Origin of the sequence: Peribacillus sp. FSL H8-0477, from assembly GCF_038002765.1 — a bacterium.
GTDB lineage: Bacteria > Bacillota > Bacilli > Bacillales > DSM-1321 > Peribacillus.
In genome coordinates this window covers 2,200,855-2,226,817 of the sequence record NZ_JBBODE010000001.1, presented here as the reverse complement: position 1 = coordinate 2,226,817, position 25,963 = coordinate 2,200,855, and the positions used below count along the sequence as shown (strand labels likewise).

24 protein-coding genes are annotated in these 25,963 nt (G+C 39.8%); 16 read left to right on the top strand and 8 right to left on the bottom strand.

What is annotated here, in order from left to right; translation table 11 throughout:
- Positions 1-80 precede the first annotated feature (80 nt).
- From MHI18_RS11160 to MHI18_RS11145, 4 genes are read left to right on the top strand one after another with little or no spacing between them, the layout of a single operon-like run.
- Positions 81-1,268, top strand: a complete 1,188-nt coding sequence (locus MHI18_RS11160) for a galactokinase (RefSeq protein WP_340847415.1) — start codon at positions 81-83, stop codon at positions 1,266-1,268.
- Positions 1,265-2,254 carry a UDP-glucose 4-epimerase GalE gene (gene galE / locus MHI18_RS11155; protein WP_340847414.1) on the top strand — a complete coding sequence of 330 codons (990 nt, stop codon included), beginning with the start codon at positions 1,265-1,267 and terminating at the stop codon, positions 2,252-2,254. The genes MHI18_RS11160 and galE overlap by 4 nt, the downstream gene beginning before the upstream one ends.
- A 19-nt stretch (positions 2,255-2,273) precedes the next feature.
- A complete protein-coding gene (gene galT, locus MHI18_RS11150) occupies positions 2,274-3,779 on the top strand; it encodes a UDP-glucose--hexose-1-phosphate uridylyltransferase (RefSeq protein ID WP_445669990.1) in 1,506 nt (501 codons plus the stop codon).
- Positions 3,780-3,782: 3 nt separating this feature from the next.
- Positions 3,783-4,772, top strand: coding sequence for a LacI family DNA-binding transcriptional regulator (locus MHI18_RS11145; protein ID WP_340847413.1), 990 nt, complete (start codon positions 3,783-3,785; stop codon positions 4,770-4,772).
- A gap of 62 nt (positions 4,773-4,834) precedes the next feature.
- On the opposite strand, the gene MHI18_RS11140 is transcribed toward MHI18_RS11145, so the two are convergent.
- Together MHI18_RS11140 and MHI18_RS11135 are read right to left on the bottom strand one after the other, a co-directional pair.
- Positions 4,835-5,497 (bottom strand): lysoplasmalogenase, encoded by a 663-nt coding sequence (locus MHI18_RS11140; protein ID WP_340847412.1) that lies wholly within the window; start codon positions 5,495-5,497, stop codon positions 4,835-4,837.
- A gap of 112 nt (positions 5,498-5,609) precedes the next feature.
- The gene (locus MHI18_RS11135; RefSeq protein ID WP_340847411.1) at positions 5,610-6,878 is read right to left on the bottom strand and encodes a dicarboxylate/amino acid:cation symporter; all 1,269 of its coding nucleotides are present in this window, start codon (positions 6,876-6,878) and stop codon (positions 5,610-5,612) included.
- 258 nt (positions 6,879-7,136) lie between these two features.
- On the opposite strand from MHI18_RS11135, the gene MHI18_RS11130 reads away from it, so the two are divergent.
- The 3 genes from MHI18_RS11130 (at position 7,137) to MHI18_RS11120 (ending at position 9,272) form a co-directional block, all read left to right on the top strand.
- Complete coding sequence (locus MHI18_RS11130) at positions 7,137-7,937, top strand: alpha/beta fold hydrolase (protein ID WP_340847410.1); 801 nt, start codon at positions 7,137-7,139, stop codon at positions 7,935-7,937.
- A gap of 133 nt (positions 7,938-8,070) precedes the next feature.
- Entirely contained in the window at positions 8,071-8,820 is a 750-nt protein-coding gene (locus MHI18_RS11125; RefSeq protein WP_340847409.1) for a threonine/serine exporter family protein, read from the top strand.
- Between the two features lie 17 nt (positions 8,821-8,837).
- Positions 8,838-9,272, top strand: a complete 435-nt coding sequence (locus MHI18_RS11120) for a threonine/serine exporter family protein (protein WP_340847408.1) — start codon at positions 8,838-8,840, stop codon at positions 9,270-9,272.
- A gap of 66 nt (positions 9,273-9,338) precedes the next feature.
- Here the strand turns inward: MHI18_RS11120 and MHI18_RS11115 are convergent, their stop codons facing one another.
- Complete coding sequence (locus MHI18_RS11115; RefSeq protein ID WP_340847407.1) at positions 9,339-10,877, bottom strand: solute symporter family protein; 1,539 nt, start codon at positions 10,875-10,877, stop codon at positions 9,339-9,341.
- Between the two features lie 16 nt (positions 10,878-10,893).
- Positions 10,894-11,229, bottom strand: coding sequence for a DUF485 domain-containing protein (locus tag MHI18_RS11110; RefSeq protein ID WP_340847406.1), 336 nt, complete (start codon positions 11,227-11,229; stop codon positions 10,894-10,896).
- Positions 11,230-11,622: 393 nt separating this feature from the next.
- On the opposite strand from MHI18_RS11110, the gene MHI18_RS11105 reads away from it, so the two are divergent.
- From MHI18_RS11105 to MHI18_RS11095, 3 genes are all read left to right on the top strand, one after another.
- The gene (locus tag MHI18_RS11105) at positions 11,623-12,303 is read left to right on the top strand and encodes a response regulator transcription factor (protein ID WP_340847405.1); all 681 of its coding nucleotides are present in this window, start codon (positions 11,623-11,625) and stop codon (positions 12,301-12,303) included.
- Between the two features lies 1 nt (position 12,304).
- The gene (locus MHI18_RS11100; RefSeq protein WP_340847404.1) at positions 12,305-13,534 is read left to right on the top strand and encodes a sensor histidine kinase; all 1,230 of its coding nucleotides are present in this window, start codon (positions 12,305-12,307) and stop codon (positions 13,532-13,534) included.
- A gap of 66 nt (positions 13,535-13,600) precedes the next feature.
- The gene (locus MHI18_RS11095; protein ID WP_340847403.1) at positions 13,601-13,885 is read left to right on the top strand and encodes a hypothetical protein; all 285 of its coding nucleotides are present in this window, start codon (positions 13,601-13,603) and stop codon (positions 13,883-13,885) included.
- A 92-nt stretch (positions 13,886-13,977) separates the two neighbouring features.
- Here MHI18_RS11095 and MHI18_RS11090 read toward each other — a convergent pair whose 3' ends face one another.
- Positions 13,978-14,826, bottom strand: coding sequence for a MurR/RpiR family transcriptional regulator (locus MHI18_RS11090; RefSeq protein ID WP_340847402.1), 849 nt, complete (start codon positions 14,824-14,826; stop codon positions 13,978-13,980).
- 150 nt (positions 14,827-14,976) lie between these two features.
- On the opposite strand from MHI18_RS11090, the gene gnd reads away from it, so the two are divergent.
- From gnd to MHI18_RS11060, 6 genes are all read left to right on the top strand, one after another.
- On the top strand, positions 14,977-15,873 hold the full coding sequence (gene gnd, locus MHI18_RS11085) for a phosphogluconate dehydrogenase (NAD(+)-dependent, decarboxylating) (protein ID WP_340847401.1): 897 nt from the start codon (positions 14,977-14,979) through the stop codon (positions 15,871-15,873).
- Positions 15,874-15,926: 53 nt separating this feature from the next.
- Entirely contained in the window at positions 15,927-17,480 is a 1,554-nt protein-coding gene (gene gntK, locus MHI18_RS11080) for a gluconokinase (protein WP_340847400.1), read from the top strand.
- Between the two features lie 56 nt (positions 17,481-17,536).
- On the top strand, positions 17,537-18,718 hold the full coding sequence (locus MHI18_RS11075; RefSeq protein WP_340847399.1) for a NupC/NupG family nucleoside CNT transporter: 1,182 nt from the start codon (positions 17,537-17,539) through the stop codon (positions 18,716-18,718).
- A gap of 146 nt (positions 18,719-18,864) precedes the next feature.
- The gene (gene msrB, locus MHI18_RS11070) at positions 18,865-19,830 is read left to right on the top strand and encodes a peptide-methionine (R)-S-oxide reductase MsrB (protein WP_340847398.1); all 966 of its coding nucleotides are present in this window, start codon (positions 18,865-18,867) and stop codon (positions 19,828-19,830) included.
- Positions 19,831-19,854: 24 nt separating this feature from the next.
- The gene (locus tag MHI18_RS11065; RefSeq protein WP_340847397.1) at positions 19,855-20,706 is read left to right on the top strand and encodes an STAS domain-containing protein; all 852 of its coding nucleotides are present in this window, start codon (positions 19,855-19,857) and stop codon (positions 20,704-20,706) included.
- A 266-nt stretch (positions 20,707-20,972) separates the two neighbouring features.
- A complete protein-coding gene (locus MHI18_RS11060; protein WP_340846018.1) occupies positions 20,973-22,541 on the top strand; it encodes an IS1182 family transposase in 1,569 nt (522 codons plus the stop codon).
- Between the two features lie 96 nt (positions 22,542-22,637).
- Here MHI18_RS11060 and MHI18_RS11055 read toward each other — a convergent pair whose 3' ends face one another.
- The 3 genes from MHI18_RS11055 to MHI18_RS11045 form a co-directional block, all read right to left on the bottom strand.
- Positions 22,638-24,293, bottom strand: coding sequence for a glutamine--tRNA ligase/YqeY domain fusion protein (locus tag MHI18_RS11055; protein ID WP_340847396.1), 1,656 nt, complete (start codon positions 24,291-24,293; stop codon positions 22,638-22,640).
- 223 nt (positions 24,294-24,516) lie between these two features.
- Positions 24,517-25,257, bottom strand: coding sequence for an amino acid ABC transporter ATP-binding protein (locus tag MHI18_RS11050; protein ID WP_340847395.1), 741 nt, complete (start codon positions 25,255-25,257; stop codon positions 24,517-24,519).
- A gap of 11 nt (positions 25,258-25,268) precedes the next feature.
- On the bottom strand, positions 25,269-25,934 hold the full coding sequence (locus MHI18_RS11045) for an amino acid ABC transporter permease (protein WP_340847394.1): 666 nt from the start codon (positions 25,932-25,934) through the stop codon (positions 25,269-25,271).
- Positions 25,935-25,963 lie beyond the last annotated feature (29 nt).

Below are 25,963 nucleotides of genomic sequence, written 5' to 3'. Positions count from 1 at the left end.
TAACTGTATTATACTAATAATGAAGGCGCTTTCCTGAAAGAGCGATAAACGTGCGGTACATGATTATTAGGAGGGAATTTATGAAAAGTAAGGTGTTAGTTGATAAGTTTACAGAAGTATTTGGACATGATCAGCATAGATTGTTTTTTGCACCAGGACGGATTAACTTAATTGGTGAACATACGGATTATAACGGCGGATATGTTTTTCCTTGTGCGATTACCAAAGGGACTTACGCAATCGCTGCAAAGCGGAAGGATACTAAAATTAGAATGTACTCGCTGAATTTCGAAGAAGCGGGAGTTATTGAGTTCGACATCGAGGAATTAGATTTTAATCATCGGCATCAATGGGCGAACTATCCCAAGGGGGTCATTCGATATTTAAAAGCAGCCGGATATGAAATCGAACATGGACTTGACGTCCTTTATTTTGGTACTATTCCGAATGGAGCTGGATTATCTTCATCTGCATCTATTGAAATGGTTACGGGGGTTTTACTTGAGAAGCTCTTTTCGCATACGATCGATCGAATTGAACTAGTGAAACTTGGTCAACGTGTGGAAAATGAGTTTATCGGGGTTAATAGTGGAATTATGGATCAATTTGCAGTTGGGATGGGTAAAAAAAATGCAGCTGTTTTATTAAACTGTGAAACGCTCGACTATGAATACGCACCGATTGAATTGATTGACCATGGCATTTTAATTATGAATACTAATAAAAGACGAGAGTTAGCTGAATCCAAATATAACGAGCGAAGAAGTGAATGTGAGGCAGCACTTAAAGAACTTCGGAAATCAATAGACATTAATGAGTTATGCTCTTTGAATCTAGAACAATATGAACAATATAAAGACACAATTAAAGATGAGACTATTCGGAAAAGAGCTCGTCACGCGGTCTATGAAAACAACAGGACACTGCAGGCAATGTCCGCCTTAAATCAAGGAAACTTAATTGAGTTTGGAAGATTAATGGACGAATCGCATACTTCACTGAAAGAAGATTATGAGGTTACAGGAAAAGAGTTAGACCTCCTTGTTGCTGCGGCACAGAAACAAGATGGAGTTCTAGGGGCAAGGATGACGGGTGCGGGCTTTGGAGGCTGTGCTATTGCACTTGTAGAGAAAAAGAAAATTCCAGCGATCATTGAATCTGTTGGGAAGGTATATAACGAAGGAATGGGTTATCATGCTTCTTTTTATGAGGTTAATGTTGGGGACGGCGCAAAAGAACTACTAGACTTGGAAGAGGTGATTGTATGAGTATCGTTGTTTTTGGTGGTGCAGGATATATTGGGTCACATGCTGTTTATCAATTGATTGATCAAGGATTTAAGGTGATTGTGATTGATAATTTACAGACCGGTCACAAACAAGCGATTCATCCTGAAGCGGTTTTCTATCAAGGTGATATCCGTAATCGTGATTTTCTTCGGTCTGTTTTTCAAAGTGAAACCATTGAAGCGGCCATGCATTTTGCAGCAAATTCTCTAGTCGGGGAGTCAGTGGAGCAGCCGCTTGCCTATTACGATAACAATGTATTTGGTACCCAGGTTATTCTCGAAATGTTAGCCGAATTTAATGTGAAAAAAATCGTCTTTTCGTCAACGGCCGCAACTTATGGAGAGCCGGAGCAAGTTCCAATAACAGAGGACATGAAAACGGAGCCGACGAGTCCTTACGGGGAAACAAAACTGGCTATGGAAAAAATGATGAAATGGGCAGAAAAAGCCAATGGAATCAATTATGTAGCACTGCGTTATTTTAACGTAGCAGGTGCGAGATCTACCGGTGAAATTGGTGAAGATCATCATCCAGAGAGTCATCTAATTCCTTTGGTTTTACAAACTGCTCAGGGCAAACGGGAAAAAATTATTATCTTTGGTGATGATTACGATACATCAGATGGTACATGTATTAGGGACTATGTACATGTTGAGGACTTAATAGATGCTCATATTCTAGCGCTGCGTTATTTACAAGATGGCGGAGAAAGCAAGATCATTAACCTTGGCAGCAGCCAAGGATTTTCGGTCAAAGAGATTATTGAGTCGGCTGAACAGATTACAGGTTTACCGATTAAAGTAGAGATTGGTTCACGCCGTGCAGGTGATCCGAGTACATTAATTGCTTCTTCAGAACGAGCAAGGAATATTCTAGGCTGGAGGCCCAAAAAGCCATCTATTGAGCAAATCATTCAAGATGCCTGGAATTGGCATCAACATCACCAAGAGGGGTATGAAAGCTGAGGTGTAGAAATTGATAGGGATACAATTGGTTCAACTGCTAATAAATAAAGCAATTAAGATTCAACTGTTGAACGCAGATGATGAAATATATGTACGAAATCAGATGATGGGGCTGCTGCAAATTAAGCAGATGGAACCCTCTCTCAAGGCAGATAGTGATGAGGATCTTCCAGATCTTCTTGAAAAGATAGTTGATTATGCGTGTGCAGAAGGAATCATCGAAGAGTACGTTGATGAGCGTGAAATATTTGCAAGTAAACTCATGAATACGATGTTGCCGATGCCTTCACAAGTTAATGATACCTTCTACCAGAACTATCGTAAAAGCCCCAAGGAGGCTACAGATTATTTTTATCGTTTCAGCCAAAACAATAATTATATTCAAACCAAACGAATTGCGAAGAACATTCAGTATCAAGTTTCAACTGAATACGGTGAAATGGATATTACAATTAACCTTTCTAAGCCTGAAAAGGATCCACGTCAAATTGCACTGGAAAGAAAAAAGGGGAAATCAGAAACTACCTATCCAACCTGTTTATTATGCATAGAGAATGAAGGATATCCAGGACGAATAGGGCATCCTGCGCGGTCTAATCATCGCTTGATTAAAGTAGATGTACCAGAGGAAACATGGTATCTGCAATATTCTCCATACGTGTACTATAATGAGCATTGTATTTTATTATGTGAAGAGCATCGAGACATGAAAATCAGCAGAGATACATTTGAACGGCTGTTAGTATTTGTTGAACAATTTCCTCATTATTTCATCGGTTCAAATAGTGATATCCCAATTGTGGGCGGGTCGATTTTAACGCATGATCATTATCAGGGCGGTCGTTATGAGTTTGCTATGGCTAAAGCAGAAGAAGAGTTCGCTTTTACTTGGTCTGCATTTCCAAACATGGAGTGTACCCTATTAAGATGGCCGATGTCTGTTATCCGTATAAGGAGCAGTGAAAAAAAAGAGCTGATTCAAGCGGCAGAACTTATTTTGCAGGCATGGAAACAGTACAGCGATCCGGAGCTTGAAATTTATGCGGAGACTTCCGGGAACAGACATAACGCCATTACACCAATTGCGAGAAACCGAAATGGCCAGTTTGAACTGGACTTAGTGCTTCGGAATAATCGAACGAGTGAAGAACATCCCATGGGTATATTTCATCCTCATGCGGAAGTTCATCATATAAAAAAAGAAAATATCGGCTTAATAGAAGTGATGGGCCTTGCGGTATTACCTGCAAGACTGGATGAAGAACTTCGTGCTGTGGGGAATTATTTACTAGATGAAAATCAACACATTGAAGACTATCATCGTGAATGGGCAGAGCAGGTTAAAGGAACGTATCGGAATCAGATTTCACGAGAGACAGTTGATGAAATTCTGAAAGAAGAAGTAGGTAAAAAGTTTCTGCAAACACTTGAAGATGCAGGGGTGTTTAAGCGTGATAAAGAGGGTCGTCTGGGGTTCCGTAAATTCATTCAACTTTTAACCAAGAACGAAGATAAGAAAGGATAACACATGGCCACAATTAAGGATATAGCAGAGAAAGCCGGAGTATCCATTGCAACGGTTTCCAGGGTACTGAACTATGATACAACATTATCGGTTGGAGACGAAACGAAAAAAAAAATCTTCGAAACTGCCGAGGAATTAGACTATAAAAAGCGTCCATCTCGAAAAGCGATTACGCCAAAAATTGCTCTCATTCATTGGTATTCAGAGGCGGAGGAACTAAATGATTTATACTATATGTCAATCAGACTTGCTGTAGAAAAGTATAGTCAGCAGATGGGTCTTCAAGTCGTAAAATTTTTTCATTATAATCTTGAGGAAATTAAGCAGGCAGATGTACAAGGAATTATTGCCATTGGAAAGTTTAGTCTCGAACAAGTGACGGAACTAACCCAACTAACTGACAAGATTACCTTTGTGGACTCAAGCCCGGATGATGAGCGATTCGATTCAATTGTCATAGATTTCGAGAAGGCAACCCAAAAGGCTTTGGATCATTTTCTAACAAGAGGACATAAAAAAATCGGCTATATCGGCGGACGAGAAACATATAGAGATCATAAAACCAGTATCGAAGATCCAAGAGAAAAGACATTCAAGGCATACATGGCGGCAAAAAAGTTACTTGATGAAAGCAGTCTGTATATTGGTAGTTTCACCGTGGATGACGGCTACTCATTAATGAAGCAAGCCATCCGTGACTACGGAGAGAAACTGCCGACAGCTTTTTTTACCGGCAACGATTTGCTTGCCATGGGAGCGCTCCGTGCACTTCATGAAGCAGGTGTAGCGGTGCCGGATCGGGTGAGTATCATCGGGGTAAATGATATAAGCGTATCAAAATATGTCTACCCGCCCCTAAGTACGATTAAGGTCTACACCGAAATAATGGGTGAAACGGCTGTTGATACCTTACTTGAAAGAATAGCAGGACGAAAAATCACTAAGAAAATCTTCATTTCAACATCGCTTATTCTAAGAGACAGTAGTAATTGACGGTTGAAGTTAGTAAAGTTTAGTAAAGAAAAAATATTCAGAATACAAAAAGGACTGACTCGTTAAGGTGTCAGTCCTTTTTGTATGGGGTTCTTAACAACATCTAAACGAGTGCTTATACTGTTAGCTATGAAAAATTGACCTCCATAGTAGGTGAGCATAATCAACGGGTGGGAATAGGTAACATCTGAGACAAACATATTCCATGAAAGAATAGAGTCGGATGCCACAAATAGCAGGCCGCCGACGACTGCAGACCTATTTCCAGTCATAATAGCAGTCCAGCCCATAATTGAAATCACTAGAATATAACAGATAACTGGAATCATCAAATTCGATTGGTCGTTCTGATTGAGTGCCTGCACAACCTGGGTGCCGATTATAAGGGAGTAAACGGCTATAGGAAGAATGGTTAGGGCTCGCAGCCAAGAAAACGTAAAACGTTGAAGGAAGGCCGCGATATAGAATAGATGTCCGATTAAAAAGGCGGATAATCCAACGATGAACCAAATGAGTAAACCATCGCCAAGCATACAAAAAAATAATCCAACTAAAATCAAGATTTGGTACTTAGAAAAATCTTGTTTTAATTGGTATGCATATAGAATCATTAATAACATGGGGATTATCTTAAAGGTGATTTTCACAAACAACGGTTCGTTAGGAATCAGAAATATATAAAGTAAACCCATAATAAGTATGCAAGCAGGCAGCCACTTTTTCATTGATAACCCTCCTCTTAACCCTCTCCTAGTGTATTCGCTATTCATCGCTAGTCTTCCTCTACTTTTTTTAAATAAAAACTCTCATTCTACAAGTAGAATGAGAGTTTGGAACTTACGCAAGTTTTTTTTCGGTTTTTAATGTTTTTTTCAGCCAGTCTTTTCCTTCAACAAGACGAGTAACCATCATAGCACTAACAGTATTACCTGTAGAATTAAGTAAAGTGGCCGGTGCATCTATAATGGTGGAGATGACAGCAATGATTGGAAGAGCTTCGATTGGGAATCCGAAAACGGTCAGGATCAACATTTCACCGATCATGCCTCCCCCAGGAATTGCACCCATTACTGCGCCAACCAGGAAGGAAACACCAAGAATACTTAAAATGCTAGTCATGCTAGTCATTTCCTTACCGAATAGGGTGAATAGGAAAACAATCTTTAAAACGCCGCCAAACACGGAACCATCTTTATGAAGGTTAGCGCCCAGCGGGATAACCGTTTCGGCAATATCCTTTGGTACCCCCATCTTACGGACATATTCCAAGTTCACAGGAATACTTGCTGCACTTGAGCAGGTAGCGACTGCCGTAACGGAAGGCGGCAGGACGTTTTTCCAGTAAATCTTTACGCCTTCTTTGCCTCCAGCAATGAATGCATAAAGTGTAAAGAAGCCGAAGTAATAAATCAGGGAAAGAACAAGATATAAAGCAAAAGCACGTGCGTACCCTTCAAGAATCTGTGGTCCAAGCTGGCCAATAATGGCTGCGAAATAACAACCAAGACCGATTGGAGCATAGTACATAATGATCTTAACCATCTTCATCATCACAGCCGTACCAGCCGATAGGAAGGCGGTGACCGGCTTAGCCTTTTCACCGGCTAAAGCAGCAGAAAGTCCAAATATGATGGAAAAGACAATTAGTTGAAGCATATTACTTTTCGAGAATAACTCTGAGAAATCTGAAACGGTAAACGTCTTAACCAGCTGACCGAGTATCGTAACCTCTTCAACAGCTGCCTCTGGATCGCCATCCTTCATTAATTCTTGAATAGCAGTGGTATCAGTATTCTCTAACGGATTAATGACTATCGTTCCTAAGAAACCGATAACCGCTGAAATCAGGGCGGTCCCTAGAAAAACAAGCAAGATGCTGCCTAGTATTTTTCCAAGTCTAGCCATTTCGTTCATGCTGGCTATTGCGGATGTAATACTGAAAAAGACCAATGGGACAATAATCATGAACATTAGATTAAGAAATAAGTCCCCGAGCGGTTGTACAATTGCTGTTTTAGGTCCCCAAATAACCCCAGCAATTCCACCAATGAGTATGGCGGTTAATAAGACCAGTGAAGATCGATAATTTTTAAATATATGTTTCAAGCTGCTACAACCCTTTCTTTCTATAAATAAGGCTGAAAAAAGTAAAACCTACGAAATTATATTATAACGGTTTGAACAATGATTAGAAATCATTTTTATAGAAGATTGCTATGTCGGTAAAATGTTATTATTTCCATTTGACTACAGCCTACAGTGAAATTAATGCAAATTAACGCTATATGAAAGGAAAACTCACTGTATGTAACGAAGAGATAAGAGAAGATTGGGGAATAAAAATAAGTATGTGGAGGGGTTTGTATGGCTTTTTTACCGATTGAGGAAGGTGTCGAAGTCTATTATGAAGAAAAGGGGCAGGGAAGACCGGTCATATTTCTTCACGGTGTTTGGATGAGCAGTCGCTTTTTTGCTAAACAAGTTCCTTATTTTTCGGAAAACTACCGTTGTCTTACAGTAGATTTTAGAGGACATGGACGCTCCACAGAGGTTCATGCCGGCCACACGGTAGCTTCCTATGCCAAAGATTTGCATACTTTAATAGGAAAATTAAACTTGAAGGATGTAGTACTCGTCGGCTGGTCGATGGGAGCATTTGTTGTTTGGGATTATCTCAAACAATTCGGAGGAGAAAATATTCACTCAACGGTTATTGTTGATGAATTAGCATCAGATTTCAAATACCCTGGTTTTGATATAGGTGCTTTTAATATAGAGAGTCTAACGACATTTATGACTGAAATTCAAACCAATCGATCGGCATTTTTAGAGGGGTTTCTTGCTTCCATGTTTAAAGAGAAGCTGCCGGCTGTTGATGCAAAATGGATGTTAGATGAGGCGACTAAGATGCCGGAATCGATTGCAAGCGCCATTCTATTTGATCAGTCTGTTGTTGATTATCGGGGATTTCTTCCTCACATTACAGTGCCCACATTGCTCTGTTTTGGCAGAGAAGAAAAAGTAATTCCGGTTGCTGCAGGAGAGCATCTGCTTGAACAGATTCCAAATGCAAGATTAGAAATTTTCGAAAATAGTTGTCATTGTCCATTCTGGGAGGAAAGTGACCAATTCAATCATCTGGTTGATGAGTTTATAAAAGATTAATAGATGAACGAGTAAAACGGTTATCATTTGATAGCCGTTTTTATATAAAGGCTTTGCTAATCGCAAGAATGTTCGATACGATGGTAACATTATTTGGATCACATGAATTGTGTTTTAAGAAGGGAAAGAAAAAATGAAACCTGCTATTACCTATGAAATTATTGAGGTTAGTTTACTCGCAGGGAAAATTATGCTCCAGGGCGGTGCTGAAACGTACCGAGTTGAAGATACGATGAGTCGCATTTCAGCAGCATATGGAATATCCACTTCACACTGCTATGCAACACCTACAGCACTCATTTTCTCAATGGAGGGAGAGAATCCGACAAAGTTAGTCCGGATATCTGAGCGATCTACTGACCTCAATAAGGTTACTCTCGTCAACGGCATATCTCGGCAGATTTCTGCAGGGGAATTGTCAGCAAAAGAAGCACTCACTTCTTTAAAAGAAATTGAGCGTGCTGGTCATACTTACCCGATCTGGCTGCAGATCTTTTCAGCCTTCATTTCCAGCGGTTGTTTTTTAATCATGTTTCAAGGACAGTGGAACGATTTCTTGTTAGCCTGTTTAGCAGGAGGGTTAGGCTTCTCTGCATTAATTTATCTGCATAAGCTGCTGGAAATGAAATTCTTTGCTGAATTTCTTTCGTCTTTTATTATTGGAGTAGTCGCAATCTTGACTGTGCGAACAGGAATAGGATTGGAAGTTGATAAGATAATTATTGGCTCAGTTATGCCGCTTGTACCAGGCCTTTTAATTACGAATGCGGTTAGAGATTTAATTGCTGGTCACCTTATGGCTGGTGTGGCAAAAGGTGCGGAAGCCTTTTTAACTGCCTTTGCGATTGGCATAGGTATTGCAGCAACATTTATTATTTTTTAGAATGGCGGGAATAGCAGATGATTGAACAGCTTATTACCAGCTTCATAGCATCGGCGGCCTTTGGAATTATTTTTAGTGCTCCTAAGGAATCCTTGGTCAAGTGCGGCTTTGTAGGAATGGCTGGCTGGTTTTTATATTACCTGCTATACAGCAGTAATGTCAGCAGTATTATGGCAACCCTTGCAGCAACATTGTTGGTTGCAATCATCAGCCAATTTTTTGCCAGATACTACAAAACACCCGTTATTATTTTCAGTGTGGCAGGCATTATCCCGCTTGTACCTGGCGGATTATCCTATGACGCTATGAGAAATTTTGTGGAAAATGACTATAACATGGCACTTCAGCTTGCTGCTCGTGCTTTTATGCTTTCGGGAGCAATCGCCATGGGTCTTCTCTTTTCAGAGGTAATCAACCAATTAATTAAAAAATCAAAGCAAGTCAAAAACTAAGCTAGTACATTACATCCACTACTAAAAAAAGACCGAAGCTGCACTGCAGCTTCGGTCTTTCCTTGGTTATGCGGAAGGCCCTTTATATCCTGTATTGGCTTTAACGAGAATTTCATCAAATTTCTTTTGGTCCGCCTTTTTACTTGATAATAATGTGCCGGCAATAGCAGCAAGAAAACCAATTGGAATAGAGAAAATACCAGGGTTTTCATATGGAAATAGTGGTTCTCCAGTTAGGATAGCTGCGCCTTCAGGAGACCAGACATTTGGACTTAAGAAGACCAGCAGCAGTGAGGTAAGTAAGCCGACAAGCATGCCTGTGACAGCTCCGGTTGTATTGAAACGTTTCCAGAAAACGGTGAAAAGGATAATAGGCAAGTTGGCGCTCGCAGCAACGGCAAACGCAAGGGAAACTAGGAAAGCTACGTTCATTTTTTGGGCAAACAGAGCTAGGATAATAGATAGGATTGAAACGCCAATGGATGCCCAACGAGCTGCAACCACTTGTTCCTTATCGGTAGCTTGTCCTTTTCTAAGGATATGACTGTAAAAATCATGTGCAAAGGCGGATGCTGCAGAGAGTACGAGCCCGGCAACAACGGCTAAAATGGTCGCAAAGGCTACAGCTGAGATAAAGGCAAAAAGGAAGTCTCCGCCAAGGGCTTCTGCAAGCAGTGGTGCCGCCATATTTCCAGCAACGTTTGCTTCAACAATTGTGTCATATCCAACGAATGCTGCGGCTCCAAAGCCAAGGAAGATGGTCATTACATAGAAGATACCGATAATCCAAGTAGCATAGACAACCGACTTCCTTGCGGTGATGGCATCCTTTACCGTAAAGAAACGGATGAGGATATGAGGCAGTCCAGCTGTCCCAAGAACAAGAGCTAGGTTAAGAGAAATTGTATCAATAGGGTTCTTAAATTTATTACCGGGATTTAGGAAATTTTCACCTAAAGGTGTGGCTGTTTTCATTTGTTTAAACATTTCGAAGACACTGTAGTCAAATTTAGCAAGAACGATGAGAGAGATAACAAAGGTACCGCCCATTAAGAGAACGGCCTTAATGATCTGCACCCAGCTTGTGGCCATCATGCCGCCGAATACTACATACACAGTCATCAGAATGCCTACGATAATAACCGAATACACGTATTCAATACCAAGTAAAAGTTTAATAAGTGCGCCTGCTCCAACAAGTTGGGCAATCATATAGAATATGGAGATGGTAATGGTGTTTAGGGCAGCAACTCCGCGTACTTTCTTTTCATTAAATCGAGCAGCAATCATATCCGCCATTGTATATTTTCCTAAGTTTCGCAGCGGCTCTGCAACGACATAAAGAACAACTAGATAGGCTACCAGAAAGCCAATGCTATAAAAGAAACCATCAAAACCTGAAAGCGCTACCATTCCAGCGATACCTAAAAAAGAGGCTGCGGACATATAATCGCCTGCGATGGCCAATCCATTCTGCCAGCCGGTCAGGCTGCTGTCAGCTGTATAAAAATCACTTGTGGTTTTTGTGCGTCGGGAAGCAATAAAGGTGATTACCAGTGTGATACCCACAATAATTAGAAATAGTGTGAATGCTAACATATTCATGACTAACTTCCCCCAATCAGACTTTGTTTTCCTGAATAATCTTCTCTACCATTACATCGAATTTAGCAGCACGCTTGGAATAAATCATGCAAAGCGACCACGTCATGATGAATTGAGCAGAAGCAAAGAGCCAGGCCCAACTGATGGAACCAATTGCAGGCTTGTTCAAAAAGGTTGTGTAGGATGTTAAAACAGGCAGAGTAAAGTAAAAAACCATAAAAAAGATCGACATAGGAATGATGAAAGCGTACTTTTTCTTAAGCAGTTCTTGAAAGGATGGTGAATTTGCTATTCGTGTGTAATCGGTCGAATCTTCCGCTTTCTTTTTAGCTAGTGACCCATTTCTAACCAAATTAATCTCCTCCTTTTTTTCTTCGTGTAGCGGTCTCCTTTTTCAAAATATTTCCTTTCCCCATTATATAGATATGTTAATTAATTGTAAATTCAGAAAAGTATATTTATATTTAAATTTTTATATTGGACAGAAAAGTTTAGTTTATTCTAAATCGATTCCTTAAGGAAAAGTTAAGGTTTTACAGAGAGAATAAGATTATTAGGATGATTTACCTGCGTTAGAAAAAGGTGATCTAAAGGTAGAAATCAGCGGTTCTGGAACAACTAATGCCGCTTCTTCTGAAGAAGAGGATGATGAGCTGGTTACGTTCACGGATGGCCGGCCCGTATGTGGTACGGCTTTCTTTTGATTTATGGGTAGAATAAAATGAAGCTAAAAGGAGTTCCGAGTATGAAGGTGCTGGTAGTAGAAGATAACTTATTTTTGCTGGAATCGATTAAACAAATTCTTTCAGATGAGTATGAAGTAGATACAACGGATAATGGTGACGACGGATTATTTATGGCTCAGCAGAATATTTACGATTGTGTGGTACTTGATGTGATGCTGCCTGGAATGGATGGTTTTGAAATCGTTCAAAAGTTGAGAGCTGAGAAACTAGATACAAATATTTTATTTTTGACGGCCAAGGATGCACTGGAGGACCGGGTAAAAGGTCTCGAGATGGGCGGGGACGATTATTTGGTCAAGCCTTTTCAAGCTCCTGAGCTAAAAGCGCGGATTCGTGCTTTATTGCGCCGGAGTGGTATTCTTTCCATGGATATTCGTACTAAATACCGAGGGATGGAATTGCTCAGTAAAGAAAAAGGAATGATCGTGGATGGGCAGCCTGTTAAATTTACACTTAAACAATATGAACTGCTGGAATACTTGATTCAGAACAAAGGAAAAATCTTAACCCGTGAACAAATCTTTGATCGAATATGGGGATTTGATTCAGATACGACGATTGCAATCGTAGAGGTATTTATTCATCATTTACGAAAAAAGCTGGAGCCCTTTCATTATCAAAAAGATATTCAAACAGTTCGAGGAATCGGATATATGCTGAAGACTTCAGAAGGGGAATAATATGTTCCAAAAAACGAGATGGCAGTTAACATTATTAAATTCAATTGTTTTTATTATTTTATTAGCTATCCTTAGCAGAGCTGTTTATTGGTACACCGAGACGCAAATATATCGAGAAGTAAATGGCTCTCTCATGAAAATAATGGAAGAAGACTGGCCGATGAAGGGGAAAAATCCTCAAGGGAGATTTCTCATTGGCCCAGAACCGAGCAGTATTATCTGGGGACCTGATCAGCAGATTATTGAACCAGTCATGAATGAAAATAATCCTTTGCAGGGTAAAGAAAAAGAATTATATCCAACTGTTTTTAATTCGGTAGAAGAAGTTAAAGCAGGCGATGCCAATTTTCGTTCAATGGCAACCAAGCTACAGACGAGCTATGGGGAAATTACGATTCAATTTATTCGTAATGTAGATTCTGAAAAAGCGCTGCTGAACCGGTTGATGCTCATCCTGCTTGTCGGCAGCGGGATCGGCAGCTTAGTCGCGATAGGTGCAGGGTATTTTCTTGCCGGCCGCGCATTGGTTCCAATCAAGAAAACCTGGGACAATCAACAAAGATTTGTATCAGATGCTTCACATGAGATTCGGACGCCGCTTGCTGTTATCCAAGCGAAAACAGAACTGCTTTTTCAAAGCCCAAGTGCAACGGTTGAAGAAAAAGCTGTTGATATCTCGATTATTTCAAACGAGGTAAGACGCCTGAATAAGCTAGTCAATAGTTTATTGACGTTGGCTCGATCTGACTCCAATCAAATTGAATTGAACAAGACTCAATTTTTTCTGAATGAGGAAGTAGACGATATTGTTCTGCAATATGAGGATATTGCTGAATACCAAGGAAAGAAAATAAAAAATAAGACAACCGAAAAAGATATTTTATTTGTGGGCGATCAAGAAAGGATTCATCAGCTTCTAGTTATTTTAGTAGATAATGCTATGAAGTTTACTAGTGATGGGGGAATAATCACTCTTTCATGTTCAAAAACGGCTTCATCCGTCATTCTGAAAGTAGAGGATAATGGAAGAGGCATTCCTGAACAGGAAATACAGAAGATTTTTAATCGCTTTTATCAGATAGATACTTCCCGAAATGCTAATGAAGGAGCCGGACTTGGCCTATCGATTGCGAAATGGATTGTTGATATTCATCTTGGTACGATTAAGGTTAAGAGCGAACCAGGTCTAGTCACCAGTTTTGAAGTTACCCTTCCAATGAAAAATCAATGAATTAAGGGAAAATTAAAGAAGAAGATAATTCATACTAGCCTCATAAGATGAGGAATGTGAATATTCATGAAAATGGTTCAGAAAATTCATTTTTCGATCGGCATCGAAGCACTGGTCTTTTTACTTATTCAGTCAGTAACTGGATTAACCCTGTATTTCAGCAAAAATGACCCATGCAAGCGGTATGCAGAAAGGCTGGGACCCTGCCAGTATGAAGGTGTTTCACAAGACGAAGCTGAATCCGTACAAGGAAAAGGACCAGAAATGGAAGGCGGGGGTCAGTCTGGTGAAGGGCAGCGCCCAGGAGGAATGCCAGGGGAGGATTCAACCGTAAAAAACATCCATGACTGATCCTTGCAATCATGTTAGGTCTAAATAAAAGAAAAAAATAAGCGCAATAAAAAGAGAAGGCGTCATTGTGACTTCTTCTCTTTTTATTGCGCTTATTCCATTCTAGTCTCTGAAATAGTCGAACGGATTTTCTGTAGTGCTGCTTCGGAATCCTTTTTATTTCTCATCATCACATTTGCATAGAGGGCATCAATTAAACTCAGCTGACCAATTCTTGATGCGAGTGCTTCTGAGCGGTATTCAGTTTCTTCTGAACTTGTCAGCAGCGTAACGTCGGCATGAGTACTTAAATAAGACTTAGGGTAGCTAGTAATGGCAATCGTGCGGGCACCATTTTCATTAGCTGTATCGAGTATATTTAACGTATCTTTGTTTGTGCCTGAATGAGAAATAATGACGGCAGTATCATCACCAGTCAGCTGGGAGGCGGACATGAGCTGGAAATGAGAATCAATGAAAGCGAAGGATTGAATGCCAGTTCGGATAAATTTATGATAGGCATCCATAGCAATAACGGCTGAACCTCCTGTGCCATAAAAATGAATGCGCGATGCATGAAGTAATAATTGGACAGCTTTAGTAAGGGAAGTTTCGTCTAAAACCTGCAAGGTATATTCAAGGGTCTTAATATTCGATTTGAAGATTTTTTCTGCAACCAATCGTTCATTATCATCTTCACTGATGTCCTCGAGTATTTGCTGAGCGGGTGTCATGATCTCCGAAGCCAGCGCGATTTTCATCGCTTGATAACCTTTAAAGCCTACCCGCTTACAAAATCGAAACACCGTCGCATCGGCTACATTCAGTTTTTCAGCCACTTCATTGATTGTGCTGTGAATGATGGTCTGAGGATGGTTAATAATATATTTTGCAATTATTTTTTCTTTATCACTTAAACGGGCATAATTAGAACGGATGGTTTGTAAACAACTAGTTGACATATTGTAAGCCATCTCCCAAATTTTTTCTTTTTCAAAAGTATAGCATATAAGAATTATAATAAAATAACTACTTAAAGGTTTAAATTTTAAAAAATATTTCATATAATAAAAAAGTCATGAAAAAATATTTCATAAGAGGAGTCAATAATAATGAAAATTGGATTAATAGGTCTTGGGAAGATGGGCTACAATCTTGCTCAAAATATACTTTCTCATAAACATGAAGTAGCAGCATTTGATGTAGATGTAAATAATGTGAATAAAGTGAAAGAAGCGGGCGGTATTGGAGCAGCTTCAATAAAAGAACTAATTGCTGGATTAGAATCACCACGCGTAATTTGGATGATGGTTCCAGCCGGTGAAATCACTGAATCCGTGTTAACGGAGTTAAAAGGCTTGCTTTCACAGGGTGATATTGTGATTGATGGAGGAAATTCAAATTATAAGGACTCAATTCGCCGCGCGGATGAATTGGCTGAAACAGGCATTCATTTCTTAGATGTAGGCACAAGCGGCGGAATGGCAGGTGCTAGAAATGGTGCTTGTACGATGATTGGCGGTAATCCAGATGCTTTCGCAGCGGTAGAACAATTATTCCAAGATATTTCGGTTGAAAATGGATACCTATACGCTGGTAAAAGCGGCAGCGGTCATTTTCTAAAGATGGTTCATAATGGTGTGGAATACGGGATGATGCAATCTATTGCTGAAGGATTTGAAGTCCTTGATAAAAGTGATTTCGACTTTGACTATGAAAAAGTTGCCCGCGTTTGGAATAATGGTTCGGTAATTCGTTCATGGTTAATGGAATTAACCGAAAATGCGTTTTCAAAGGATGCCCATTTAGACGAGCTAAAAGGAATCATGCATTCCTCTGGTGAAGGAAAATGGACACTAGAAACTGCATTAGATTTACAAGTGGCAACACCAGTTATAGCGATGTCTCTTATGATGCGTTACCGTTCATTAGAAGATGATACGTTTTCAGGTAAAGTAGTCTCGGCATTACGCAATGAATTTGGCGGCCACAGTGTAGTAAAAAAATAACCTGGTTAAATGGGTGACTTTTTGATGCCCTGTCGAGGGTACAGGGAGGGTAAATGATGAATACAAAGTATGTAATTGGTGTAGATATAGGCACGACTAGTACGAAGTCGGTACTGTTTACAAAAGTGGGCCGAATTATCTCAACTCATAGCGTGGAGTACCCATTATACTCTCCCACTCCTGAAACAGCAGAACAGGATCCAGATCTGATTTTTATAGCTGTAATTGAATCGATAAAAGAGACGCTGAAAAAGGGAAAAATCCCTCCTGAAGATCTTTTATGTATTTCATTCAGTTCAGCTATGCATAGCCTAATTGCTGTAGACCAGAATGGACGTCCTTTAACTCAATGTATAACGTGGGCAGATAACAGGAGTTCGGAGTGGGCGAAGAAAATCGCTGAAGAAATGGATGGACATAGCCTTTATTTACGGACTGGTACTCCGATTCACCCAATGTCCCCGTTAGCTAAATTAACTTGGATTAAACACGAATATCCAGAACTTGCGGCAAGTGCGTATAAATTTATATCAATAAAGGAATATGTATTTTATAAGCTGTTTGGCCGATACGTCATTGACTATTCGATTGCTTCTGCCACTGGTTTATTTAACCTCAAAGAACTTGATTGGGATAAAGGCGCACTTGAAATAGCAGGAGTTACTCGAGACAAACTTTCAGAACTGGTTCCAACTACGTATCGTTTATCAGGATTAGCTGAAGTATTTGCGACTGAATTGGGAATAATGAAGAATACACCATTTGTAGTAGGCGCAAGTGACGGTGTATTATCCAATCTTGGCGTAGATGCAATTAAGCCGGGTGTTGTTGCTGTTACGATTGGGACAAGCGGTGCAATTAGGGCTGTGACTGATAAACCTGTAACTGATCCAAAAGGCAGAATTTTTTGCTATGCATTAACGGAAAACCTTTGGGTGATTGGCGGTGCGGTTAATAATGGCGGAATGATTTTCAGATGGGCACGTGATCAGCTAGGTTCATCTGAAATGGAGGCAGCAAAACGCCTTGGAATCGATTCTTATGAATTATTAACCGAACTTGCGTCTAAAGTGAATCCTGGTTCTGATGGACTTATATTCCACCCTTATCTTGCGGGTGAGAGAGCGCCATTATGGGATTCGAATGCACGAGGATCATACTTTGGCCTCAGCTTACACCATAAACGAGAGCATATGATCCGTGCTCTTTTAGAGGGAGTTATCTTTAATCTGTATACAGTTCAGCTGGCATTAGCAGAATTAATTGGTAAACCTGATAAAATCCACGCTACAGGAGGATTTGCCCGATCCGGATTATGGCGTCAAATGATGGCAGATATCTTTAACCAAGAAGTTTCCGTTCCAGAAAGCATTGAAAGCTCTTGTTTAGGTGCAGCTATTCTTGGTTTGTATGGAATTGGTGAGATAGACTCATTAGATGTTGTTTCAAACATGGTTGGGGGATCACACCGCCATATTCCCATACATGAGAATGTTGAGATCTACAGTGAATTGTCGCCGATCTTCATTCGTATCTCTCGTATGTTAAAGGATGAATACCAAAATATCGCGGATTTCCAAAAGAAACACATAAAAAGTGGAAAGTAAGAAACCGTGTGTAAAGACATCACCTAGAGTGTACTACAACTAAGTGGAGGGAAAAAATGAAGTTTCTAATTGCTATTGTAGGCCTTCTTGTGGTTCTTGGTTTGGCCTACTTAATGAGTAGTAACCGAAAAAGCGTTAAGATTAAACCGATTCTTTTAATGATTGTGATCCAGCTTATTCTTGCCTACGTATTACTAAATACAAAGTTTGGCTTAGTGATTATTGAGGGAATTGCTGGTGCTTTCACTAAACTGCTTAATTATGCTGGTGAAGGAATTGCCTTTGTGTTTGGCGGAATCGCCAATGAGGGAGAGGCACCGTTTTTCTTGACTGTCCTTCTGCCTATCGTCTTTATTTCGGTTTTGATTGGTATTCTTCAGCATTTTAAAATCCTTCCATTCATTATGAAATGGATAGGTTTCCTGCTGAGTAAAGTTAATGGAATGGGTAAACTTGAATCATATAATGCGGTAGCATCTGCTATTGTAGGGCAATCTGAAGTGTTCATAACTGTTAAAAAACAGCTTGGCCAATTACCGCCAAATCGTCTATATACATTGTGTGCATCAGCTATGTCTACGGTATCGATGTCTATTGTTGGTGCTTATATGACTATGATTGAACCGGCATATGTAGTGACGGCGATTGTAATTAATTTATTTGGCGGATTTATAATTGCCTCAATTATCAACCCGTATACGGTAACAGAAGAAGAAGATATCTTAAATGTACTAGAAGAAGAAAAGCAAAGTTTTTTTGAGATGCTTGGTGAGTACATTATGGATGGATTTAAGGTAGCAATTGTTGTGGCAGCGATGCTGATTGGATTTGTTGCGCTGATTGCTATGATTAATAGCTTGTTTAATATGATTTTTGGAATCAGCTTCCAAGAAGTAATTGGATATATTTTTGCACCTTTTGCGATTCTTATGGGAGTTCCGATAGCGGAATCTGTAACGGCGGGTGGTATTATGGCAACAAAACTCGTTACTAATGAATTTGTTGCGATGATTGATTTAGGGAATGTTCAAGCGAATTTAAGTGAAAAAACAGTAGGAATTATCTCAGTCTTCCTTGTCTCTTTCGCTAATTTCTCCTCAATCGGTATTGTCGCAGGAGCGGTTAAGGGTTTAAATGAAAAACAAGGGAATGTTGTGGCTCGTATGGGACTAAAATTACTTTATGGAGCAACATTAGTAAGTGTCCTGTCTGCAATCATTGTCAGCGTCATTCTTTAAAAAAAATAGTCTTCAAGCCGACAGCTACGTGTGTCGGCTTTTTTTGCACATATTTACAGAAAGTTATGTGCTTGGACATTTCAATAAATTTGAAGGATGGACTATACTTATGGAAAGAGAATTTACAGGCAAGGGGTAAGTTTGTAATGGTATGTGACAACAATCAGTTAGCAAATGAAACCGCTATATTCGCTGGGGGATGCTTTTGGTGTATGGTATCGCCTTTTGATCAAAAGGAAGGCATTATAGAAGTAGTCTCAGGTTATAGCGGAGGCAGCATAGAAAACCCAACGTACAGCCAAGTGAAAACAGGACAATCTGGACATTTGGAAGTAGTGAAAATAACCTTTAAGCCTGAAATAATTACCTATGACCAACTGCTGGATATTTACTGGCAGCAAATCAACCCCTTTGATGACGGCGGGCAGTTTTCTGACCGCGGGTCAGCGTATCAAAGCGTCATTTTTTATCAGAATCAACTACAAAAAAAGAAAGCTGAACAATCAAAAATTGAATTAGAAGAAAGTGGACGTTTTGACCGGCCTATTGTCACGAAAATCTTGCCATCTATGCCTTTTTATCCAGCTGAAGAGTATCATCAAAGTTTTTATCAAAAAAATGCTTTTCGGTATGCACTTTATCAAAGAAGTTCAGGCAGAGAAGCTTTTTTTAAGAAATATTGGCCAAAAAATCGAAGTGAATTAAAAGCTACATTAACGCCAATGCAGTATTACGTTACACAGGAGAACGGCACTGAACAACCGTTTGACAATGAATATTGGCAGAACGATAAAGAAGGAATATATGTTGATATTGTCTCAGGAGAACCACTATTTTCATCAAAGGACCAATATGACAGCGGGTGTGGCTGGCCTAGTTTCAAGAAGCCAGTCATGTCGGCGAGTGTAGTAGAAAGTGTGGATTTAAGTCATCGTATGACAAGAACGGAAATTCGCAGTCGTGATGCGGATTCTCATCTAGGACATGTGTTTGAGGAGAGTAACAAGAGTAAACGTTATTGTATTAATTCAGCAGCGCTGCGGTTTATTCCAAAAGAACGTTTGGAAGAAGAGGGGTATAGCGATTTTCTCATTTTATTTCGAATGAAATAATCGCGATTTAGGGGGAGAGTACATATGAGAAAAATAGATAAAGAATTGTATCAATACATCTTAGATCATTCAAGTTTGATCACTGAAAACTGGCTGAATATGCGGGAAAAGCAGGATGGATCCATCTACTCGGTTAATGCAGCCGGAAAGATTGAACAACAATTAAGAACCCAGAATACGCTAACCATTGCTACGGTCACAAGTGCCCTTTTGGATGATTGCGATATATTTAATGAAAGTATGGTGGAGTGGGCATTAATCGTTGCTGAGAGCAGAGTCAAAAGTGATACACCTATTTATGAGGTGTTAGAAGCAATGAATAAGGTACGGGAAATTTACTGGAAAACAATTGTCACATTTATAAGTGACACAGACAAGGTTACGAAAGAGGATATAATCCGTTGGAATTTTCTCATTCATAAAGCCTTTGACAGGTTGATTGGAAGGTTTACTGAACTATATTATGAGTTAACAAATATGCGTTTGAATGCTCAACAGGAACTAATTAATGAATTGAGTGCCCCTGTCATTCCGTTAGTTGACTCAGTGGCTGTCCTGCCTTTAACAGGTGATATTGATACACACCGTGCAGGCAGGATGCTTGAAAATGTTTCGGAGAAATGTGCGGCTGCCGAGATTTCACATCTTTTTATTGACCTCTCCGGTGTAACAATAGTTGATACGATGGTGGCGCAACAGCTATTCCAAGTGACAAAAACCTTATCTCTTTTAGGGATCAAGTCAACAATCTCAGGAATTCGTCCTGAAGTGGCTCAAACCTCCATTCAGCTTGGCCTGGATTTTAGCGGAATTTCCACACACAGCACCTTAAAACAAGCTCTGCAACGGGCAGGCATTAAGCTGCTTCAGAACTAACAGCCTTGAACTTAGTTTTACAAATACCAACGGGATTATGGCTTCCTCAGACGGGGAAGCAACTTTGACAGCGAAAAATTTCTCCCCGGTTAAAAACAGAAAAAAGAGGCTGGGACAAAACCCTGCTCTAAAATGAAAAAAAGCCGGTGAAAATTTTACGATACGTAAAATTTTCACCGGCTTTGTCTTTTTACTCATAACATAAGGACACTTTCTGCTAAAATTAAGTCACCACAACAAAAATTCAAACAGAAAGAAGTGTCCTTATGTTTAAAGAGTATAACATGAATCAATTAGTTTTGCCTTTAGATTTAGAAGTGAAATTACACAAAAATGATCTTGCCTTCCACGTCCATCACTTAGTTGAAAGTATTCCTCATGAAGCGTTGGAACCTTTCCTGCGAAATGAGGGCTGTCCTGCCTATCATCCACGCATGATGTTGAAAATTATCTTATGTGCCTATACGCAATCTGTTTTTTCAGGGCGGAAAATGGAAGCTCTTTTACAGGACAGCCTCCGAATGATGTGGTTAGCACAAGGATATGAACCAAGTTATCGCACCATTAACCGTTTTCGTGTTCATCCAGAAGTAAAGGAATTAATCCGGCAATGTTTCGTTCAATTCCGTTGCCAGCTTGTTCAAGAGAAACTCATTGATCAAGAAGCAATCTTTATTGATGGAACAAAGATTGAAGCGAATGCGAACAAATTTACATTCGTGTGGAAAAAGTCTATTGAAAACTATCATAAAAGCTTAATCGAAAAATCTAATCAGTTATATGATGAGCTCATTGAAAAAGAAATCATTCCCGAAATCGAACGAGAAAACGTAGAGCAATTGTCCTCAGACGAGTTGGCTCAAGTGGTTCAAAAAGTAGAGGATGTCATTTCTGAATATGACAAAGAAATAGAAGCATCTTCAGATGCGGCAGAACGAAAAACGTTAAGAAGCGAACGAAAATTTCCAAAACAAGTACGGAAACAAGTCCTAAATTTACTTATAAGAAAACAGAACTATCAGCGAGACTTTGAAATCTTTGGCACCAGGAATAGTTATTCAAAAACAGACCCCGATGCGACCTTTATGCGAATGAAAGATGATTATATGAAGAACGGTCAATTGAAAGCTGGTTATAATCTTCAAGTCGCAACAGAAGGCCAATACACCCTGGCCTATAGCCTATTTTCGAATCCGACCGATACTCGCACCCTCATTCCGTTCTTAGATCAAATTGAGCAAAATTATTTCGAGTTGCCGAAGCACATCGTCGCAGATGCCGGATATGGAAGCGAACAGAATTATGATGATATTCTTTCGAATCGTAAAAGGGAAGCATTAATTACCTATGGGATGTACCAGAAAGAGCAGAAGAAAAAATACAAACAAAACGAATTTAATCCAGACAACTGGCAGTATGATAAAGAAAACGATACATACACGTGTCCGAATCAGCAGCGTTTGGTCTTCAAAAATCATTCCGTGCGTACGGACAAATCAGGATTCACACGCGAGTTCAAACTATATGAGTGTGAAAACTGCACAGGCTGTCCATTCCGTTCCTCTTGCACCAAAGCAAAGGAAGGTACGAACCGAAAATTAATGGTGAATGAAAAATGGGAACAGCAAAAAGAATATGTAAGAGCGAAGCTTTCAGAAGAAAAAACAAGTTCCATCTACCGTCAACGGAAAATAGATGTGGAACCAGTTTTTGGATTTTTGAAGGCTAATTTGCGTTTCAACCGATTTTCTGTCCGCGGACAGAAAAAGGTTGAAAATGAAATGGGATTTGCATTAATGGCCGTGAATATAAGGAAATTCGCGGTCAGTAGGTAAGGTTTCATAGAGGAAAACCGAAAAAAGTGAAATGGAGTTAATCCATTTCACTTTTTTTGATAATTGAAGCTAGTTATGTCCCAGCCTCTTACCTTCTTATAGCTTGAATGAGCTTTTCAGTGAGACAATTTGGTTGAAGACCAGCTTGTCTGTTGTAGTGTTTTTAGGGTCAACATTATAGTATCCGTGACGGAAGAATTGGAACTTATCCTGTGGATTAACTTCCTTCATGTTTGGTTCTACAAACCCATTCATGACTTCTAACGATTGTGGATTTACACGCTCTAGGAACGTTTTTTCTTCCTCTTCTTCAGTCGGATTTTCATCCATGATTAACGGTTGGTAATTGCGGAACTCTGCAGGGATAGAATGATTAGCATCAACCCAATGCAGCGTACCTTTTACCTTACGGCCCGTAAAACCACTGCCGCTCTTTGTTTCTTTATCGTATGTGCAATGAAGTTCGATTACATTTCCTTCGTCATCTTTTATGACTTCTTCACACTTAATGAAGTAAGCATGCTTTAGACGCACTTCGTTTCCTGGGAAGAGACGGAAATATTTTTTGGGCGGATTCTCCATGAAATCTTCTTGCTCTACGTAAATTTCACGAGAGAATGGAATTAGTCTAGATCCCATTTCCGGATTTTCTGGATTGTTTTCAGCTTCAAGCCATTCTACTTCACCTTCTGGATAGTTCGTAATCACGACTTTAAGTGGTTTTAGAACACCCATAGTACGTGGAGCCTTCAATTTCAAGTCTTCACGGACAAAGTGGTCAAGCATCTGTGAATCAATCGTACCATATGCTTTAGAAACCCCAATTTCTTGGCAGAAGTTACGAATCGCTTCTGGTGTATAACCGCGGCGTCTTAACCCAGAAATAGTCGGCATCCGTGGATCATCCCAGCCGTCAACATATCCTTCTTCAACCAACTGGCGGAGCTTCCGTTTACTCATAACCGTATTGGTTAAGTTCAAACGGCCGAATTCATATTGCCTTGGAGTGTGCTTCATTTCACAATTTTTGACAATCCAATCATAAAGGGGACGTTGATCCTCGAATTCAAGTGAGCAAAGGGAGTGAGTGACTCCTTCAATAGCATCTTCAAGCGGGTGAGCAAAGGCGTACATTGGATAGATACACCATTTATCACCTGTATTGTGATGCTCTGTATGAGAAATACGGTAGATAACTGGATCACGTAAATTAATATTCGGGGAAGACATATCAATTTTTGCACGCAGCACCTTTTCGCCGTTTTTAAAATCACCATTGCGCATTTTTTCGAATAACTCGAGATTTTCAACCATAGTGCGGTCACGGTAAGGACTGTTTTTACCTGGTTCAGTGAGTGTACCGCGATATTCGCGAATTTCATCTGCACTTAGATCATCTACGTAGGCTAATCCTTTTTTGATCAGTAAAAGTGCTCTCTCATACATCTCATCGAAATAATCCGATGCAAAGAACAAGTTGTCCCATTTATAACCAAGCCATTCAACATCTTCTTTAATGGAGTTTACATACTCGACATCTTCCTTAATTGGGTTCGTATCATCAAAACGGAGATTAGTCTCTCCATTAAATTCATCGGCTACACCAAAATTAAGAATAATCGCTTTTGCATGTCCGATATGCAAATAACCATTTGGCTCTGGAGGGAAGCGGGTAATAATGTGGTTATGCTTGCCGGATTCAAGGTCTTCTTTAATAATCGTTCGTACAAAGTTCGGAGAATTATTTTCCATAATTAGACCTCTTTCTTAAATATTCTACTTGTAATTTTACCTGTGAATATACCATAAATACAGACTTTTTTCCATGCCGTTGGCTTTAATGCCGATATCTTAGGTCATTTATAACCAAATAATCGTTGTGTTAGACAGATTTTCGCATCCATTGTCTAGACCAACCTTTATAACTTACTGTTTGGCATAGAAAAACCCGCATCTTATTAGGATGCGGGTTTTATTAAAAGACAGTTGTTTGTAAAAAATCTTTTGTGCGCGTTTCTTTTGGATTGGTGAAGAATTCCTCCGGAGGACCACTTTCGATCACGCGTCCTTCTTGCATGAAAATAATCCAATCACTCACTTCACGAGCAAAACTCATTTCATGTGTAACGACAACCATCGTCATCCCATCTTCAGCAAGCTCTTTCATGGTGGATAACACTTCACCAACAAGCTCTGGATCTAGGGCAGAAGTTGGTTCATCAAAAAGTAGAACGTCAGGTTTCATGGCCATTGCACGAGCGATAGCTACCCGCTGTTTCTGACCGCCGGACAACTTGCTTGGATAAACATCTGCTTTATCTTCAAGTCCTACTTTACGCAGAAGCTCTTTTGCTTCAGCAAGTGCCTGTTTTTTTGGAACCTTTTTAACATGAACAGGTGCCTCAATGATGTTATCAATAACAGTCATGTGGGGGAATAGGTGGAAATGTTGAAAGACCATTCCGACTTTTTCGCGGACTTTATTTATATTCTGAGTTTCTGGGTTAACTTCTTCACCCTCAATTAAAATTTGTCCACTGTCTCTTTTTTCAAGGAAGTTTAAGCAGCGAAGCAGGGTGCTTTTACCGGAACCACTTGAACCAATCAGACAAACAACATCGCTTTCAAGTACTTTCATATCGATATCCTTTAGGACATGTAAATCACCAAAGGATTTATTTAAATTTCTGATGCGAAGCATGACTCTTTTCTCCATTACATATCCTCCTATCGATCACTTATGGATAATTTCTTTTCAATTAAGTTAACTATGATCGTTAAGATAGCGACAAGAATTAAGTAATATACCGCAACGATCAGTAAGTAGGTCATTTCATCAAAGTTATTAGAGCCGAGTGTGGTAGCCACATTAAACAATTCATCCATGGAGATAAAGGCGGCAAGAGATGAATCCTTTAGTCCGATAATAAATTGGTTGCCAAGCGGCGGAAGAGCACGACGGAAGGCTTGTGGAAGAATTATACGGCGCAAGGTCAGAGCAGGGCTCATTCCAAGAGAGCGGCCGGCTTCAAGCTGTCCTTTTTCAATAGATTGAATGGTACCACGGAAAATTTCAGCAATATAAGCACCATTGTGTAAGGCGAGTGCGAGCGATGCTGCCCAAAAATCCGGCAGTAAAAAGATGCTGCTGATTCCGAAATATAAGATAAAGATTTGAACGATTAATGGGGTACCTCTGACAAGGTAAATATATATATCTGAAATATACCCAAGAATTTTAATATTAGATACTTTTAATAGTGCAAAAAACAGACCGATGATAATCCCTACAACAATTGAAACTACAGTGAGCTCCAGGGTAAGGAGCATGGCGTCTATGAATACATTTGATTTTCCAAAGAATGTTTCGAAAAAATGTGACAAACTAGGCAAATGGACAACTCCCCTTCTGTTTAAACGTC